Origin of the sequence: Sedimentibacter sp. (assembly GCF_032080165.1) — a bacterium.
Lineage (GTDB): Bacteria > Bacillota > Clostridia > Tissierellales > Sedimentibacteraceae > Sedimentibacter.
The window spans coordinates 90,615-107,919 of record NZ_DAMASY010000002.1 but is presented as its reverse complement, the minus strand read 5'-3'; the positions used below and the strand labels follow the sequence as shown (position 1 = coordinate 107,919).

At 36.2% G+C, this 17,305-nt stretch carries 15 protein-coding genes, 1 riboswitch and 1 other annotated feature; of the genes, 3 read left to right on the top strand and 12 right to left on the bottom strand.

Features of this window, described 5'->3' with window-relative positions; genetic code table 11:
- Positions 1-9: 9 nt before the first annotated feature.
- The 6 genes from RT412_RS03040 to RT412_RS03015 are packed head-to-tail and all read right to left on the bottom strand — an operon-like array spanning position 10 to position 5,943.
- The gene (locus RT412_RS03040) at positions 10-1,911 is read right to left on the bottom strand and encodes a molybdopterin biosynthesis protein (protein ID WP_313343717.1); all 1,902 of its coding nucleotides are present in this window, start codon (positions 1,909-1,911) and stop codon (positions 10-12) included.
- Positions 1,912-1,920: 9 nt separating this feature from the next.
- Positions 1,921-3,144: a gephyrin-like molybdotransferase Glp gene (gene glp, locus RT412_RS03035; protein ID WP_313343719.1), complete on the bottom strand. Its 1,224-nt coding sequence runs from the start codon at positions 3,142-3,144 to the stop codon at positions 1,921-1,923.
- Between the two features lie 9 nt (positions 3,145-3,153).
- Positions 3,154-3,642 carry a MogA/MoaB family molybdenum cofactor biosynthesis protein gene (locus tag RT412_RS03030; protein ID WP_313343722.1) on the bottom strand — a complete coding sequence of 163 codons (489 nt, stop codon included), beginning with the start codon at positions 3,640-3,642 and terminating at the stop codon, positions 3,154-3,156.
- Positions 3,643-3,671: 29 nt separating this feature from the next.
- Complete coding sequence (locus RT412_RS03025) at positions 3,672-4,364, bottom strand: ATP-binding cassette domain-containing protein (protein WP_313343724.1); 693 nt, start codon at positions 4,362-4,364, stop codon at positions 3,672-3,674.
- A gap of 2 nt (positions 4,365-4,366) precedes the next feature.
- Positions 4,367-5,035: an ABC transporter permease gene (locus RT412_RS03020; protein WP_313343727.1), complete on the bottom strand. Its 669-nt coding sequence runs from the start codon at positions 5,033-5,035 to the stop codon at positions 4,367-4,369.
- 23 nt (positions 5,036-5,058) lie between these two features.
- Positions 5,059-5,943, bottom strand: coding sequence for a substrate-binding domain-containing protein (locus tag RT412_RS03015; protein ID WP_313343815.1), 885 nt, complete (start codon positions 5,941-5,943; stop codon positions 5,059-5,061).
- A 43-nt stretch (positions 5,944-5,986) separates the two neighbouring features.
- Positions 5,987-6,103: riboswitch (molybdenum cofactor riboswitch) on the bottom strand.
- Between the two features lie 161 nt (positions 6,104-6,264).
- Between RT412_RS03015 and RT412_RS03010 the strand changes: the two genes are divergently transcribed.
- Together RT412_RS03010 and RT412_RS03005 are read left to right on the top strand one after the other, a co-directional pair.
- Positions 6,265-6,690: a Fur family transcriptional regulator gene (locus RT412_RS03010; RefSeq protein WP_313343729.1), complete on the top strand. Its 426-nt coding sequence runs from the start codon at positions 6,265-6,267 to the stop codon at positions 6,688-6,690.
- A 38-nt stretch (positions 6,691-6,728) separates the two neighbouring features.
- Entirely contained in the window at positions 6,729-7,220 is a 492-nt protein-coding gene (locus RT412_RS03005; RefSeq protein ID WP_313343732.1) for a ferritin family protein, read from the top strand.
- A 74-nt stretch (positions 7,221-7,294) separates the two neighbouring features.
- Here the strand turns inward: RT412_RS03005 and megL are convergent, their stop codons facing one another.
- Both megL and RT412_RS02995 read right to left on the bottom strand, forming a co-directional pair.
- The gene (gene megL, locus RT412_RS03000; RefSeq protein WP_313343735.1) at positions 7,295-8,494 is read right to left on the bottom strand and encodes a methionine gamma-lyase; all 1,200 of its coding nucleotides are present in this window, start codon (positions 8,492-8,494) and stop codon (positions 7,295-7,297) included.
- A gap of 16 nt (positions 8,495-8,510) precedes the next feature.
- On the bottom strand, positions 8,511-10,046 hold the full coding sequence (locus tag RT412_RS02995; RefSeq protein ID WP_313343738.1) for a sigma 54-interacting transcriptional regulator: 1,536 nt from the start codon (positions 10,044-10,046) through the stop codon (positions 8,511-8,513).
- A gap of 643 nt (positions 10,047-10,689) precedes the next feature.
- Between RT412_RS02995 and argS the strand changes: the two genes are divergently transcribed.
- On the top strand, positions 10,690-12,456 hold the full coding sequence (argS, locus tag RT412_RS02990; protein WP_313343740.1) for an arginine--tRNA ligase: 1,767 nt from the start codon (positions 10,690-10,692) through the stop codon (positions 12,454-12,456).
- A gap of 124 nt (positions 12,457-12,580) precedes the next feature.
- Here the strand turns inward: argS and RT412_RS02985 are convergent, their stop codons facing one another.
- The 4 genes from RT412_RS02985 to RT412_RS02970 form a co-directional block, all read right to left on the bottom strand.
- Complete coding sequence (locus tag RT412_RS02985) at positions 12,581-14,011, bottom strand: hypothetical protein (RefSeq protein WP_313343742.1); 1,431 nt, start codon at positions 14,009-14,011, stop codon at positions 12,581-12,583.
- Positions 13,998-14,534, bottom strand: a complete 537-nt coding sequence (locus tag RT412_RS02980) for an RNA polymerase sigma factor (RefSeq protein ID WP_313343744.1) — start codon at positions 14,532-14,534, stop codon at positions 13,998-14,000. The genes RT412_RS02985 and RT412_RS02980 overlap by 14 nt, the downstream gene beginning before the upstream one ends.
- A gap of 301 nt (positions 14,535-14,835) precedes the next feature.
- Positions 14,836-16,344: a hypothetical protein gene (locus tag RT412_RS02975; RefSeq protein WP_313343746.1), complete on the bottom strand. Its 1,509-nt coding sequence runs from the start codon at positions 16,342-16,344 to the stop codon at positions 14,836-14,838.
- Positions 16,341-16,883: a sigma-70 family RNA polymerase sigma factor gene (locus tag RT412_RS02970; protein WP_313343749.1), complete on the bottom strand. Its 543-nt coding sequence runs from the start codon at positions 16,881-16,883 to the stop codon at positions 16,341-16,343. Before RT412_RS02970 ends, RT412_RS02975 begins: the two co-directional genes overlap by 4 nt.
- A 194-nt stretch (positions 16,884-17,077) precedes the next feature.
- Positions 17,078-17,275, top strand: a binding site (T-box leader).
- The last annotated feature ends 30 nt before the right edge of the window (positions 17,276-17,305 follow it).

Sequence of the window (17,305 nt, the reverse complement as noted above, 5' to 3'; positions counted from 1 at the left end):
CATCAGCTCCTAAATTTTTATTATTGTACCTGTATTTGAATAGTCATATCCTCCAAGTTCATCAAGTTTATCTTTAAATTCCTCAGATTTTATTGTTTCTAAAAATTCCTTTACAATTTCAGAGTCCAAATATTCTTCCGGAATTGCCAGGTCATATTCCTCATTGCAAACAGGTATAAAATCAAGTCCCATCAAGCTTGCTGCCGAATAAACTCCAAGCCCTGCATCCGCATCGCCGGCTTCCACCGCCGCTGCAACTGCTAAATGGGTAAACTCTTCTCTGAAATATCCGTTTATTTTTTGCGACTCAATATTTAACTTATTCAAATTGTAGTCAAGGAGCAATCTTGTACCTGAGCCCCTTTGCCTGTTTACAAATTTTATACCATCCTTAAGCAAATCCTCAAACTTAGTTATATTTTTAGGGTTTCCTTTTTCAACTATAAATCCTTGAATCCTGTTGACACATTTCACTAAACATATTTTTCTATTCGGCACATATTTTTTTAAATATGATACGTTATATTCTCCTGTTTCCATATCCAATAAATGTGTGGGAGACATATGGGTTTCACCTGTTTTTAATGCCATTAATCCACCTGTGCTTCCTACATTGGAGGAAGAAAGAAAATATTTCTTATTTCTATTATGCATTATATCCGCCGCAATATCAATTATCGGATCGTGACTTCCAATACATACCAAAGTATTTTTTATTTTATCCTCGGAGCTTAACAGCTTAATCTTTACTTCAGTACCTGCTTCAATTCCTTCAAGCTGCTGGTTTATTTCCAAAACGCCGTCTGCATTTACCAATGACATGGTGGCTCCTGCTCCTCTCGTTAAAGGAGTAGCGACATATTTGCCACCTATAAATCCTAACTTTACTCTTACAAATTCATGGTATTTTAAAGATGACATGCACCGTTTCGTCAAGCTTGCACTTACAATTTTCCTTTCCTCTGTTTCAAGCCCCTGATAGCTGTAAATCAATTCTTTGACTATTTCCTCCATAACAAAGTATGCTGAAACAGGAAATCCCGGTATACCAATGATTGGTTTATTGTTTATTATACCCAGCATTACCGGCTTGCCCGGTTTTATAGCCACACCGTGTACTACTAATTCTCCCACTTCACTTATAACAGATGAGGTAAAGTCCTCCCTGCCCGCAGATGAGCCTGCATTAATCAGTACCACATCATTTTCTTCATTTGCTTTTAATACGGTATCCTTTATAAGCTGATAATCATCCTTGATTATTGAGTATCTGTTGGGAATTCCTCCCCACTCACTCACCTGAGCCGAAAAAGTTCTTGAATTAAAATCTATTATATCTCCAACCTTTAATTCAGCTCCGGGCTCAACCAGTTCCGTTCCTGTCGGGATAATTCCTGCAGTGGGTCTTTTAAATACTTCAACAGTATTTATACCCCCTGCAATTAAAGCGCCGATATCAACAGGTCTTATTTTATGCTTTGATGGAATTATAAGCTGATTTTCAACTATATCTTCGCCTAACGGTCTTATATTTTGCCATGGTACAGCGCTTTGATATATTTTTACATGATTATCATCATCCTTAATTAAATCCTCAACCATTATTACACAATCAAATTCCCTTGAAATCGGGTCGCCTGTGTCAACCACCATATAATCCTCTCCTTCTGTGAGAATTATGTGGTTTCTGTCTGATGCACCAAAGGTTTTTTCGCTTTTAACGGCTATTCCGTCCATTGCCGAGGAATTGTAGTGAGGTGATGAAACATAAGCAAATATGGGCTTCGTTGTTACTCTGCCCAGTGCATCCCACGTATTAATTATTTCTGTTTGTAAATTTAATTTCAATTTATCAAAATATATTTTTTTTGCCTCATCCAATTCATAATTCGAAAGATATACCTTTTGCATCTTTTCCTCCTAAAACTTAAATACTTTTACTGTTTGGGCTTCCTTTATACCTTCTTCGTTTCTTTCTATTTTAATAAAACCCCATGCCTTAGAAAACCCTGTTATCAGTCCGGATTTACCAAACACCGGTGCTGCAACCAACTCGCCTTTTTTTTCTTCTATTGTTACAGGCAGGAATTCTTCTCTTCCTTTTGCCTTATGGTAATTAAATTTAAACCTGCATTCTATAGGATATATAATTTCTTTATACTGTGTCAGTTTTTCTATATAATGCTTTACGATAACCTTAAAAATTACGGCACATGCAAGAGGATGACCTGGAAGTCCGAATATTATTTTATCACCGGATCTTCCTATTATTGTCGGCTTCCCCGGCTTTACGGAAATACCATGCACCATTAGCTCTCCATCCTTTAAGTACTTTATAACATTTACCGTATTATCCTTTTTCCCTACTGAGCTGCCGCCTGACATTAATACAATATCGCATTCTGTCACTGCTTTTTCAACAGTTTGTTTTAACAATTCATATTCATCCTTAACAACACCATAATTAACAGGTACGCAGCCGCTTTCTTCTGTTAATGAGTAAAGCAAAAATGTATTTATATCTCTTATTTGCCCCGGCTTGATACTTTCTGCGGGATGTACAACTTCGTCTCCGGTTGATATTATACCTATTTTAGGTTTTTTATATACTTCCACATCATAATATCCTAAGCTTGCAAGAACTCCTATTTCATAAGCTCTGAGTTTTGTACCCTTAGCTATGACTTTTTCATCTTCTTTAATGTCTTCGCCGATTTCTACTACATTTTCACCGGGCGATGTGGCTTTTGAGGTTAAAATCACCTCATCATCAAGCTTTTCAGTATATTCAATCATTATAACAGAATCTGCTCCCTTGGGAACTGCACCTCCCGTAGGAACATAGTAGCAATGACCCGGTATTTTAATTTCAGTCGAGGGTTCTTCTCCCATTAAAATTTCACCCTTTAAGTCAAGAACGGATTGAATTGATTCGCTTGCTCCAAAAACATCCCTCGAATTAACAGCATAGCCGTCTACCGTTGATCTTCTGAAATAGGGAACATTTTCTTTTGCAATTATATCATTAGCTAAAATTCTGCCTGTTGCATTAAGAAGTGTTACTTTTTCAGCTGTTAAGCTGTAGTTGAAATTATCTATAAGCTTTGTTGTATCTTTAACTGTTATAACATTAAATAAATCCATTTTCTGCTCCTATCTTGCACATTCTCCTGCGGTGCCCTTCAGTATTTCAATTCCGTGAGGCAGTGCAGGAAGTATAAAGCTCAAATTTTCAACTGCTCCTTTTGGACTGCCCGGAAGGTTTACTATCAATGTATTATCTCTTATGCCTGCAGTTGCTCTTGATAACATTGCTTTTGGCGTTATGGCAAGCGACAATTGTCTCATTGCTTCCGGTATACCGGGCGTTAGCCTTTTTATAACCTTCATAGTTGCTTCGGGAGTAACATCCCTTTTCGAAAATCCCGTTCCGCCGTTTGTAAGAATTAAATCAAGATTTAGTTCATCACACATATATATTAATTCTTCACATATTAAATCCATTTCATCAGGTATTATTTTATAATAATCCAATTTATATATGCTTTCATCTAAGCTGTCTTTTATAGCCGGACCCGTCCCGTCTATTCTTTCTCCCCTTGAACCTTTATCGCTTATGGTTAATATCCCGGTCCTTATCATAATTTCCTCCATTTATATAAAAGTTTACACTATATATTCAAAATTTGTTTTAATAGTTTATTCTTCGGATTGCCAAGCACATTATCCTTATCACCTATCTCCAAGATTTTACCCTTATCCATAAAAATTACATAATCTGCAATTCTCTTTGCCTGATAAACATCGTGAGTTACTACTATAACTGTTCTATTATTTTTTGATAAATTTTTTATAAGCTTTTCTGCCTTCATGGAGCTTTCTATATCCATGGCTGCTGTCGGCTCATCAAACATGGTAACTTCCGTTTCTAAAACGACTGTTCTTAAAAGAGCAATCTTGGCTCGTTCTCCTCCTGAAAGCCAGTGGGATTTTTTATTTAATAATTCTTCTACATTAAAATAATGCATGTATTTATTTAATCTGTTTTCAATTTCTTTATTATTTATTTTTTTATATTTTAATCCGCTTATAATATTTTCGTAGGACGTTTTTCTAAAAAGATATGGTTTTTGTAGCAATATAGTTATTGAATTATTAATCGAACTGTCTAACTTATTGCCATTATATAATATATTCCCGCTTGTAAGTGAATTTAAACCTGAAATACAACTTAACAGCGTACTTTTTCCGCTTCCGTTAGAGCCTAAAATAACATATATTCCTTCTTTTATGATTAAGCTGTCTATATCAAGGATACGGTTGTCACCATAATCTTTAATTGCATTTTCTATTGTTATAACCAAGATTATTCCCTCCTTTGCAGCCTGTATAAGACAGCATTTATAAAAAATGATATAAATAACAGCACTATACCTATAAAAACTGCTTCATTGAAATTGCCTTTTCCGGTTTCAAGAGCTATATACGTTGTCATAACTCTTGTTTTTGCTTTAATATTTCCGCCCACCATCATAACGGCACCAACCTCGGAAATAGCTCTGCCAAATCCGGCTGTAACAATTGATAACAACTGCATTCTGCATTCGCTTATTATCGCTTTCAGCGTATCATTTTTGCCTGCTCCTAATGACATGCAGGTAAGCTGTATTTCTTTTGCCGATTCTGAAATATTGGAAACCGTTAAGCCAAATATAATGGGAAAAACAAGAATGGATTGTGAAATAATCATTGCGGTGGGAGTAAATAACAGACCGAAGCTTCCCAACGGTCCCTTTCTTGACAATAACATATATACTAAAAGACCTATCAATACAGGTGGTAAACTCATGAGGGTATTAGCAACCCTCATGAGAGATTTTTTAAGCTTGAATTCATTTAGAGCCGTTAATACTGCTAAAGTCATCCCAAAAATTGACGCAATTAAAGTTGAGGTCAGCGATACCTTCAAAGATAACACAATAACCTGCAACATATCATTGTATTCAGTAAAAAATTCTTTAATAAATTCAAACATTATTTCACCTTTTTTAAATTATTTTACTTAGCATTTGGAATGAATAATGATTGACCATATTCTTCAACACCAAATTCACTGATTAAATTTTGTCCTTCTTCAGACAAAATCCAGTCTATAAATTCTTGAACTTCAGCTTCTTTAATAGGATATTTTTCCGGATTAACCATCATAACACCGTATTGATTATACATTTTATCGTTCTTTTCAGTTACGATTACTAAATCAAGCTCATCCATCATTGATAAATATGTAGCCCTGTCTGTTAATGTATAAGCCAATTTTTCATCTGCCATCTGTAAAACAGCTCCCATTCCTGTTCCTGCAGAAACATACCATTCTCCTTCAGGAGTGATATTTAATTCATTCCAGTAGGATTTTTCTTTTGTGTGAGTACCTGATTCGTCACCTCTTGATATGAATGCAGCTTGTTTTTCTGCGATTAAAGCAAATGCTTCTATAGGATCATTCGGTGCATCTGTCAACAGGTTAGCAGGATCTGATTCCGGTCCTACCAATATAAAATCATTATACATAACATCAAATCTTTCCTTAGCAAATCCATCTGCAATAAACTGTTCTTCCTGAGCTTTAGCATGTACTAAGACGCCGTCCGCATCACCGTTTTTAGCAAGCTCAAGAGCTGCTCCCGTACCCTTTGCAACTACTTCAACCTGTATGCCTGTTTTTTCTTTAAATATAGGCAATAAGAAATCCAATAAGCCGGAATCCTCTGTGCTTGTTGTAGTAGCCAATATTATGCTTCTTTCTTCTTTTGGTTCTTCTGATACAGGCTGCTCAATATTCGGTTCCTCATTTGGTTCTTCCTTCGGTTCCTCCGGTTTGTTGCATGCTGTCATCGAAAATACTAATACTAATGACAATATTAAAAGCAACAAATTTTTCATTTTTGTTTTCATAAAAAACTCCTTTCATATATATACGAAAAGAGATGCAAAAAAGCAATCTCCTTTCCAACGGGAGGTGTGACTGTTTCCGGTCAAACCCTAACGGTTTATAATTCATGGCTCAAGCTTTAGAATTATAAACTCGGAGAAATAAAATTTCATACTAACAATTCTATAATCATAGAAAAGGTTTGTCAATGAATTAAAATTTTGTCAATAAATTAAAATTTATACTTGACAACAACAAATTTTAATGTTATTATTACTTTGTAATCATTACAACTTAGAGATTGTTGTAACAGTAAACGAAAGGAGAATGCTATGATAGTGAATTTCGAAAGTTTAATAGATGAATTAAAAAGCAAAAAAATACGTCTCTCCCATCAAAGATTAAAAGTTTTAGAATATCTTACAACAAATTATAATCATCCCACAGCGGATCAAATATATAACGGACTTCATGATGAAGTTCCCACATTGTCTAAAACGACTGTTTACAACACTTTAAACTCATTGATTGATGCTAATTTGGTAAGAGCAATTAACATTGAGGACAACGAAGTTCGCTATGACATCAACACTCATGACCATGGTCATTTTAAATGTGAATCATGCAAAAACATATATGATTTTAATATAAATATTGATTCATTTGAAACCGACCAATTATATGGATTTGAGATAAATGACAAAAATGTATTTTTTAAGGGTACATGTAAATCATGCATCATCAATGGCAAAAAATAGTTCAGCATATAATTATTTATTATTAGGAGGATTTGAAAATGGAAGAAAAAACACTACAAAATTTAATGGATGGATTTGCAGGAGAATCACAGGCAAACAGAAAGTATTCAGCTTATGCTAAAAAAGCAGAAAAAGAAGGCAAAGTAAATGCGGCAAAGCTTTTTAAGGCAGCATCGGATGCAGAAGCACTGCATGCTCAAAAGCACTTAGAGGTTGCAGGCAAAATTAAATCAACACAGGAAAATCTTTTAGATGCAGTTGAAGGTGAAACATATGAATTTGAAAGCATGTATCCAGAATTCATAAAGGTTGCGGAAGCAGAAGGAAATAAAGCTGCTGTTAACTCATTTAAGCTTGCTATGGAAGCAGAAAAGGTTCATGCTAAATTATACAAGGAAGCTCTAAAAGATATTGATAACACAGAAGAAATTTTTTATTACCTATGCCCTGTTTGCGGAAACATCGAAACATTCGTTCCGGAAAGATGCAGTATTTGCGGAGTGTTAGGTTCTAAATTCATAAAATATTAGTAGAATGATGAAAAAAGCCCATCTGTTTCGTTACGATCAGGCGGGCTTTTTTCGGAGGAACTTGAAACAATTACTTATATCAGCATATCTAATCCATACTTTAAGTCACTTATAATATCATCTGCGTCTTCAAGACCGATTGACAATCTTACCAAACCCTCAGAGATACCTGATAAAGCTCTTTCCTCAGGAGTGTAAGGTGAATGTGTCATTGATGCAGGATGTTGAATCAATGTTTCCGTATCGCCTAAGCTTACTGCCAATGTGCAAAGATGCAATGAATTCATTAATTTTTTACCGGCTTCAAGTCCGCCCTTAACTTCAAATGCAATCATCGCTCCCGGTAAAGACATTTGTTTTTTAGCCAATTCGTATTGTGGAAAGCTTTTTAAGCCCGGATACTGGATGCTTTCAACCGCAGGATGTTTTTCTAAAAACTCAGCAACCTTTTGTGCATTGGCGCAGTGTTTTTCCATTCTAATTTCCAATGTCTTCATACCTCTGTTAATCAAGTATGCTTCAAAAGGTCCCAATACCGAACCGGTCATATCTTTAATTCCAACCAGTCTTACTATATCAATAAATTCCTTTTTACCTGCTGCAAAACCGGCAATAACATCACCGTGACCGTTCAAATATTTAGTAGCCGAATGAACTACTACATCGGCACCTAAATCTATCGGTCTTTGGATATAAGGAGTACAATATGTATTGTCAACCACTACTATACAATCCTCAATCTCATGAGCTATTTTTGATATTTCTTTTATATCTGCTATAAGCATATTTGGATTAGCAGGACTTTCTAAATATACTATCTTTGTATTTGGCTTCATTGCTTTTCTTACATTTTCAGGGTCTGATGTGTCAACGAAGGTTACTTCAACGTTAAACCTTGACATACCATGGCTTAAAAATGCAAATGTACATCCATACAATGTCTTTGCGGCAACTATATGATCGCCTGCTTTTACCTTTGCCCATACAACCGAAGTTATGGCTCCCATACCTGAGGACATTGAAACAGCTGCTTCCGCATTTTCTAAATTAGCCAATTTTTCTTCAACCTGAGTGCTTGTAGGATTTCCTAATCTTGTATAAATATATCCTTCTTCTTCTAAAGCAAATCTTTTTCCGCCTTGTTCGGCAGAATCAAATATAAATGTTGATGTCTGGTAAATCGGAGTAGCTAATGCACCATATTCATTTTTTACATAACCTGCATGTACTGCTCTTGTTGAAAATTTCATCTGATTTAATTTTTGCTTATCCATATAACCTCCATAATTTTCAAATATTATTTTTATCAATATCATACTTTTTCATTCTGTTAATCAATAAAGTATGAGTGACGTCTAATTCTTTCGCCGCATCCCTGATGCTTTTGTTATTTTTCAAGCTTTCAATAATTTTTCTTTTCTCTAAGCTTTCAATGCACTCCTTCAGCGATTTACCTTCAATGTTCTCTTCTGGCACAATATCATAATTAAGAATAATGTCCTTTGCAGCAATTTCATTGCCTACCGTAAGTGCTATGGCTCTTTCTAATACATTTTGAAATTCTCTTACATTACCCGGCCAGTTATAATTTATAAGCTTTCTCATTGCTTCCTTTTCTATTCCCGTTATATTTTTACGGTATCTTTTCGAATGCTTCTGTGCAAAATGCTCATATAACGCCGGTAAATCCTCTTTCCTGTCACGAAGGGGAGGAATATTAATATTAAATATATTGATTCTGAATAACAGCTCTAATCTGAATTCTTTATTTTTTACCATTTCGTCAATGTTTTGATTGGTTGCCGATATCAACCTTACGTCTACATTTACTTCCTTGGCGCTTCCAACTCTTCTTACTCTTTTTTCCTGCAACACTCTCAACAACTTTGCCTGCAAATGAGGTGGCATATCGCCTATTTCGTCCAAAAATACCGTTCCGCCTCCGGCGATTTCAAATATTCCGGGCTTTCCTTCCTTTCTGCCTCCGGTAAAGGTTCCTCCTTCATACCCGAACAGCTCGCTTTCTAATAACTGATCAGGTATGGCAGCACAATTTATTGCAATAAACGGTTTATTCTTTCTTTTGCTTTCATTATGTATGGCTCTTGCAAAAAGCTCCTTGCCGGTTCCGCTTTCACCTGTGATTAAGACAGGCGAATCAGATTCTGAATAAAGTTTTCCCGATTCAATTGTTTCAAGCATTTTATTGCTTTCGGCAATTATGTCGTTAAAGGTAATCGGATTGTCAAATCTATTGTAAATATTAGAATCAATTTCGTAAAATGAAATCAAATAGCTGCTCAATACCTTTTCCTTGTTAATAATAGGCTGTAAATTTGCTTCATAAAGCTGATTATTTATTTCTAAATTTTCTTTAATCAAGAACATATTATTGTTTTTTAATATTGTTATCAGTTTTTTAAAATCTATGAACTTATTAATATTAAGACCTGTTATATCCTTACCTTCAGTATTAAATATTTTATCTGCGGAGTAATCATTAAAATATTTTATATCGCCATTTCTGTTTAACAGAACCACGCCGTGAGGAATTACGTCCAGCACCTTTTTCATTTCAGTGTCTTTTTCTTCAAACGGAAACAAATCAATTTCTTCTAAAGAAGCCCATCCACTCAGTTCCTGAAGCTCTTTCTTGATTTTCTCCCAGACAGCATCTTCAACAGGCATTAATTTTATGTAGGCAACGTAAGCGTAAACCTCCATCCAAATCAGCCCGACGTCGTATTTATGTAATACGGACAATGCTTCGTAGGTTATGTGCGCCCTGTCCTCCACAGCAGTTAACTTAATCTTTTTAGTTTTCATAATAACTCCCATCTTTTTCTTTGCATTATTTGTGCCAACTTTAACAATCCCACAAACGTTATAAAATCAATCTTCTCTAAATAAGAACAGCAAGAGTATGGAATAAATTCATTCCATATTTTTAACGATTTGGAATGCTAATGATTTTCATGGTTTAAAACCATTCCTATTGGAATAACTTTAAACCACAAGAGTTGTTATTTCAAGAAATATTTATTACTTTTCTAAATAATAACAAACCCAAAGGGGACGGTTCTTTTTGGGTCACTACTATCATAACTCATTTGCAGCCTATTTGCGTCTGCTGTAAACAAAAGTAAATGTTGACAATCAATTGCATATACTATAAAATAACCGGAAATAGATAACTGTAAATTCTGTGAAGAGAATAGTAACTGTCATACATCTAACAGCGAGTGGGAACAGAGTGAGAGTCCTGCAAGAGAACCGACAGCGAAGAGGGACTCTGAGGGGACATCTGAGCAATGCAAGGATGGTACGTTAACTGCGTTAAAGTAATTGAGTGGACTTAGGTCAATTTGAGTGGTACCGCGGATTTCAACCCGTCTCATTATATGAGGCGGGTTTTATGATGGGAAATTTAATTAAATAAATCAAAATAAAATATGATAAGGATGATTGTATGGAAAAATTAATCAAAATATTAAGCAAGGAAGTAAGTGATGCTTTTGAAAAATGCGGATATGAAAACTCTCTCGGCAGCCTGACAGTATCAGACCGTCCCGATTTATGCCAGTTTCAATGCAACGGAGCTCTTTCAGCAGCTAAAATATATAAAAAATCCCCTTTACAAATTGCAAACGAGATTTTGAATGTACTGAAAGATAGCTGCAGCTTTAAGGACATTTCTTCCGCCGGTCCCGGCTTCATCAATTTAAACGTAAATAACAGTATGTTGGCTGATTATTTAAATATGATGAACAGAGATGAAAAGTGCGGATGCGACAAAGCCGGCAACCTTTTAACGATTGTAGTTGATTATGGCGGAGCTAATGTTGCAAAGCCTCTGCATGTTGGGCATATACGAGCCGCAGTCATCGGAGAAGCAATAAAAAGAATCTCAAGATTTTTGGGGCACAACGTTATAGGTGATGTTCACTTAGGAGATTGGGGACTACAGATAGGAATGGTTATAACCGAACTTAAGAGACGTATGCCCGGACTTCCCTACTTCGATGAAAATTATACCGGTGAATATCCTTCTGATGCACCGTTCACAATAAGCGAACTTGAAGAGATATATCCTGCAGCAAGTTCTTTCGCCAAGAATAACGTAGAGGCAATGGAAGAAGCAAGAAAGGCAACACTTGAGCTTCAAGCAGGGATGAAAGGCTATGTGGCACTTTGGAAGCATATTCTAAGTGTGTCCGTAAAGGATTTGAAAAAGGTATATGGTTCTTTAAATGTAGAATTTGATTTGTGGCTCGGAGAAAGTGATTGCGAGAAATACATTGATAAAATGGTTGAATATCTGAAGGAAAATAACTACACTTATGAGAGTCAGGGTGCATTGGTGGTGGACGTTGCTGAAGAAAAAGACTCCTGCAATATACCTCCGGTGATGATATTGAAATCAGACGGGTCGTCATTGTACAGTACTACAGACATTGCTACTATCTGGCAAAGGGTTGAGGACTATGACCCGGACATGATAATATATGTTGTTGATAAAAGGCAGGAGATGCATTTCGAACAGGTTTTCAGATGTGTTAAAAAAACAGGGATTGCAAGCGAAAAGCTGTCCTTGGAATTCATCGGATTCGGAACAATGAACGGAAAGGACGGCAAGCCTTTTAAAACAAGAGAAGGCGGAGTCATGAGACTTCAGGATTTAATCGAAACCATACAAAGCAGCGTGCTTGATAAGCTTGATGCAAGCAAGGGATTCAGTAAAGAAGAAATGAATGATGTTTCAAGAAAGGTCGGATTATCCGCATTGAAATACGGGGATTTATCCAATCAGATTACAAAGGATTATGTGTTTGACACAGAAAAATTTTCTTCATTTGAAGGAAATACCGGTCCATATATTTTATACACCATTGTAAGGATTAAATCCATTTTGAACAAAGCATGCTCGAAAGAAAAATACTGCGGCTCTGATTTGATACAAAAACCTTACAGTCAGTGTGAACTGGATTTGATGCTGAAGCTCTCAAAATTCAACGAAACCATAGAGTACAGCTTTTTAACGAAAGCTCCAAACAAGCTGTGCGAATATATGTATGATTTATCCAATACCTTCAATAAATTTTACCACAGCAACAGAATTATAAGCGAAGAAAATCAAGAAAAGAAAAGCTCTTGGCTGTGCCTCAGCAGCCTGACAAAAAAGGTTCTGGAAACTTCTGTTGACCTGCTTGGAATCGAGGTGCCCGACAGGATGTGATAAAGCTTTATAGGCATTCCGGGGACGGATCTTAAAAATCAATTTGTAAAATCCATACTCAAATACCCGTCCCCGTAATCCCTTATGGTTCTGCTATAAAATTTAGCCTTAATTTCCTCAGAGCTTAATCGACGACAGGAATTCTGGTTCCGTCTATAATTACAGCTGTAACTTCAGCAACATCAATAGGTGTTTCTGTGCTCCAATCTATGCTGAAGGTCTGTTTTTCGTGATTTCGACTTCCTCCTCCTTCTTCAAGCCGAATAATGCCGTTGCCGGTTTCAACTTCTGCTGACACGTTATGAGTGCTTAATTCCTCGTCTTCATAGCTGCCTATTATTTGCAAACCTAATGGGCTGAGTGAAATATGCTCAATTAGATAGTCTTCAACAGCAATGTTATCATTCCAAACAAGAATATTTTTGTCAGAGCCGTTTAAATTTAGGACTGCTCGCCAATTGCCTTCCACACCTGAAGAAACAAAGCCGTTAAAGTAAATGTTAAAATTCTCAGGAACAACAGGAAAAATAAATTCTTCATACTTATATGCTGCACCACTATAGTTGTTTTCTTCAAAGTTAAGAATATTATTGTTTTCATCCTCAAGCAAATCTATGCTGTAATCATATTGAATTGCTTCTCCTTCCGAAGTTAGGACAGCAAGCTCAACATCACTGCTTCCAAATTCCTTGTTCATAATTCTCCCTACCTGCACATGAAGCTTTCCGTCAATAACTCCAACGTTGGATATCCACTGATCCTCTTCTCCATGGGGCATGGCTGCCATATATCCCGGCTTAAGTGCCTTGGTATATATACCATAATCATTATCGGGCAGATTGCTTCCCCCCCAGACATTATCTTCCGTAATAGATATAACTTCAGCTGTATCAAGATTTTCAAGAGATAAGGAAATCGGCTCATCTACGTAGCTTGTTTTGCTGAAATAAATAAGGAAGCTGCCAAGCTCCAACGGGTCCGCCAATGGTGTGTCAGGGTCAGCTGTTATGATAAATTCATAATAAATTGTATTTGTATCCTCATTAAAATAAATTACTTCTTTTTTCCATGAGAGACTACCTGATATTATCTCCTTTTGTCCCGGTGTCTCCTGCTTTTGCGGGTTCATTTTTACACTGTAGCCATCACGGAAATCTGTTTGCTCTGTCAGCCTGTTTTGGCCGGTTACATCCTGAAGAGACAGATATACAATTGCCATGTTGTTATATTTCTGTGCTCCGATAATTTCCATGCGTATTCCCTTGTCTTCGCTATATATTCCAACAGGCTCAACAATTTCGCCGAAAGAAGGATTAAATTTTTCCATAAACCAATCGAATCCTCCCGAAACCGCTGCCGCCGCAGTAAAAACACAAACCGCCAACATTGCCACTGCCGCAGCAACGGACCTTCTCCAGCGCCTATGGTATGAATCAGAAAGGCTTATTTCCTCACGGATTCTGCTTTTAACCTCTTTTACAAGCTTGCTTGCATCCACATTAATTTGAGATATTTCGTCATATATAATTTGTTCTTTAGCGTCAAATTCGTTCATACTTAGTCTCCTTTCCATAATGACCGTCAGTCAGATATTTTGCCAATTTATTTTTTGCGCGCTGGTATTGCTTACGTAAAGCATCCGGAGAACTTCCCGTAAGCAGCGATAATTCATCATAGCTCTGCTCCTCCATAATTCGTCCATATATGAGAGCACGTTCCTTAGGTTTAAGCCTTTTTAAAGCACGGAGGGTTTCGTCACTAAGACCTATATCTTCAGTATGTAAAACAGCTTCACTGCGAATTTCACTAAAATAGAATAACTTGCATTTTTTAAGTTGATTCAGACTGCGGTTATATGTAATTTTATAAAGCCATGCAGAGATATTGCGGCCATCAAATGAACTCCGGTTTTGATAAGCAGAAATAAATACCTCCTGCACCACATTTTCGGCTTCATGGTAATCACACAAAATTGCTGATGCATATCGAAGCAGTTTTTCACCGTAGACTTTGATTATTTCTTCCAATTCATGTTCTCCACCGGCAGCAAATCTATGTCCAAGTTCTGTATTGCTCATAATTTTACTCCTTTCGTTGTTTATTAGCGACTGTACACTTATAACAACTTAAACAACTATTTTGTGACATATTATTCAAATTAATTATAATTTCATAGTAAATATTTGCATTTAATAAATGACATAGCTTGTCTTGCTTAATGTAAATGCCTTTCTTCTAAACAAGTATATCATATAGTTTAAGAAATCTCCAAAGGTCCGTCCCCTGAATTCCGTTTAAAAATAGTACTGTAAAATAAAAGTAAAGAAGTCATTATGCTGAACATATCAATGCATGGTGACTTCTTTACTTTTAGCTACTCTATCGGTTCTGGGGCTGAATCCCGTTTATATGGAAGTTCAACTCGTCTTTTTCTCTTAAAGATTCATATGTTGTGTAATGCTGCTTTATTTTATCAGAAAATAAATATGCTCCGTTTATGATTTTCTCATCGGTTCTTGCATATGGCAGATGAAGAGGTCCGGAATTATGCATATAGTTGAAGATAGAAAATGTTATATAAAATTCAACTTCATCGGGAATTTCATAACTGTAAAGCACATACCCACCCTGATCCTTCGAACCAAAAGGATAGCTCAGCGTACCTGATATAGGCGTGGTATAAGACGATCCAAACATAGTATTTTGTATAACCTCTTCGCATGCGAGGTTTGGAAAATCTGCCTCATATGAGATGCCGTCCTTGCTGTAAAACAAACCGCTGCTGACGATTTTCTTGTTATTTACCTCATTTTCTCCTGAAATCAAAATTCCATCCTGCCATACAGGACTTCCGCCTTTCCACGCAAAGTATTGCATGACATAAATCAGATTTTCAGGCATTTCAATGTAGATTGTAGTTACATCTAAATTATTTTTACCCGGTTCGTAGGTATAATTTATTGAAGTGTGATTTCCATATGTGGTACGGTGTTCAATTTCTTTTGGATCAAACATGAGAAGCTCACTGATTGATTCAATATTTACAACACCAATTAATTTTTCAACATCCTCTTCACTTAAGCGATTAAGAGCCTCAGTGGGAAATCCCGCATTGACAAGGCTATGCCTCATTGGAGTCATTTCCGGTAAGTAAAATTCTTGTGGTTTTAATCTTAAATGGTTGGAAAATATACTGCAGATTATGACAATCATAAGTGCAGTAACAAAATATACACGACCAAATGTTTCACTGTTAATTTTTACCGGTGCATTTGTCAGCACATAGCCCGTATCATCCAATTCATTGCCTATTCTGAACAATGACCGTATAATCAATATATAGAATATTACCATAGGTATGAAGAATAACCAGCTTTGGGACAGAGGTGACATCGCTATGAAAAATGATGCTGCTGTCCATGCTGCAATCCGGTAAAACGGACTATATTCCGGTGTCTTCTCCGCCTTTTTATATGCTTCATTCAAAGCCGCCTGAGAAATCACAAACATAATTATTTGGAAAATAAACATTACAGTTCCTATGGGAATTGTAATGTAATCCAACATGTGCAATGGTGTTGAAATCCATACAAGTCCTGCTAAGTGTAAAATCAATCTGAATATTGAAAATATATATACGGTTTTAAAATACCTGTTTTCATTCCTTAAGCTGCGAAATCCCAGAAAAATCAAAGCTGTACCGATTGTTGGCAAAATATATTGAAGATATAAAAAGTTCAGATGCAGTGTTGTAAAGGAGAATCCCCATGCAATTGAACCTATGGATTTGCTCCAAGGATTTGTTTTAAGAATTTCGTATTCAGGAGGATCAAGGTGACTGAGGCTGTCAATCATCTTGGCATCAAAATCAAGGTTGTTCTTATTCATTGTATCCCTCCTAATTTAGTTTGAAGTTTTTTGCGTATGCGATATAGCTTTCCCTCGACGGAACGATTTGTCATGCCAAGCTCTGCGGCAATTTGAGCGGTCTGCTGAAGATAATAGTATTTACGGTAGAAAATATGCTGTTCATCAACCGAAAGGAAGGATATGGCACGCTTCAGTTCTTCTGCCTGTTCACGGCGCAAAACATCATCTTCAGGTGAAGAGTGCACGGCATTTTCCTCGTTCAGCTCTTCATGTCCTGTATTTTTCCTGAGATAATTTAAAGCTGTATTTCGTGCTATAACGGTGAGCCATGTGGAAAATTTACTCTTTTGGACCGAATAGCTTTCTATTGAATTCCAAACCTTCATGCATATGTCACTTATGCACTCTTCCACATCATTTTTATTTTCTAAAATTCCTGACACTATATAGTGCATCAATCCCGAATATTTTTCATGTAAAAGCTTCATGCCTTCATCCGTCCGGGATTTAATAAGCTCTATAACCTTATCTGAATCATTTTTGTCGGAATCACTCATAGGCACACCTCCTTGACCGTCTAATATATTATACACGTTAATCTGTAGAATCCCACGGAATATTTTTATAATATATGTACAATGAGACTTTGGAGACGTAGAATTGAAACTAAAATGCGTCCCCAAAACGCATGGAAGAATTCTTTTAAAAAACTATTGATATTAATTGTTTTATGGTATATCATGTATAATAATATATTGCTGTGATGAGAAGCAGTAAATATTCATGGTCTTCAGAGAGAAAACTGATGGTGAAATGTTTTCGACCCGCTGTATGTTGAACCCGTCTCAGAGCTTTTGGGGGTAGCAACCCAAACGGTGGAACCGTTATTTGAAATGAGATGCTGCATTGCAGCAATTAGAGTGGGACCGTGGATAAATCCGCCTCTTTGTAAGAGGCGGATTTTATTTTTTGATATTAT

Excerpts from the sequence above, each read along its gene's own strand:
- megL (WP_313343735.1), bottom strand. The coding sequence starts at position 8,494 with ATGGATAAGCAAAAATTAAATCAGATGAAATTTTCAACAAGAGCAGTA.
- glp (WP_313343719.1), bottom strand. The coding sequence starts at position 3,144 with ATGGATTTATTTAATGTTATAACAGTTAAAGATACAACAAAGCTTATA.
- RT412_RS02970 (WP_313343749.1), bottom strand. The coding sequence starts at position 16,883 with ATGAGTGATTCCGACAAAAATGATTCAGATAAGGTTATAGAGCTTATT.
- RT412_RS03005 (WP_313343732.1), top strand. The coding sequence starts at position 6,729 with ATGGAAGAAAAAACACTACAAAATTTAATGGATGGATTTGCAGGAGAA.
- RT412_RS03010 (WP_313343729.1), top strand. The coding sequence starts at position 6,265 with ATGATAGTGAATTTCGAAAGTTTAATAGATGAATTAAAAAGCAAAAAA.
- RT412_RS02995 (WP_313343738.1), bottom strand. The coding sequence starts at position 10,046 with ATGAAAACTAAAAAGATTAAGTTAACTGCTGTGGAGGACAGGGCGCAC.
- RT412_RS02980 (WP_313343744.1), bottom strand. The coding sequence starts at position 14,534 with ATGAGCAATACAGAACTTGGACATAGATTTGCTGCCGGTGGAGAACAT.
- RT412_RS02985 (WP_313343742.1), bottom strand. The coding sequence starts at position 14,011 with ATGAACGAATTTGACGCTAAAGAACAAATTATATATGACGAAATATCT.
- RT412_RS02975 (WP_313343746.1), bottom strand. The coding sequence starts at position 16,344 with ATGAATAAGAACAACCTTGATTTTGATGCCAAGATGATTGACAGCCTC.
- RT412_RS03020 (WP_313343727.1), bottom strand. The coding sequence starts at position 5,035 with ATGTTTGAATTTATTAAAGAATTTTTTACTGAATACAATGATATGTTG.
- RT412_RS03040 (WP_313343717.1), bottom strand. The coding sequence starts at position 1,911 with ATGCAAAAGGTATATCTTTCGAATTATGAATTGGATGAGGCAAAAAAA.
- RT412_RS03015 (WP_313343815.1), bottom strand. The coding sequence starts at position 5,943 with ATGAAAAATTTGTTGCTTTTAATATTGTCATTAGTATTAGTATTTTCG.
- RT412_RS03030 (WP_313343722.1), bottom strand. The coding sequence starts at position 3,642 with ATGATAAGGACCGGGATATTAACCATAAGCGATAAAGGTTCAAGGGGA.
- argS (WP_313343740.1), top strand. The coding sequence starts at position 10,690 with ATGGAAAAATTAATCAAAATATTAAGCAAGGAAGTAAGTGATGCTTTT.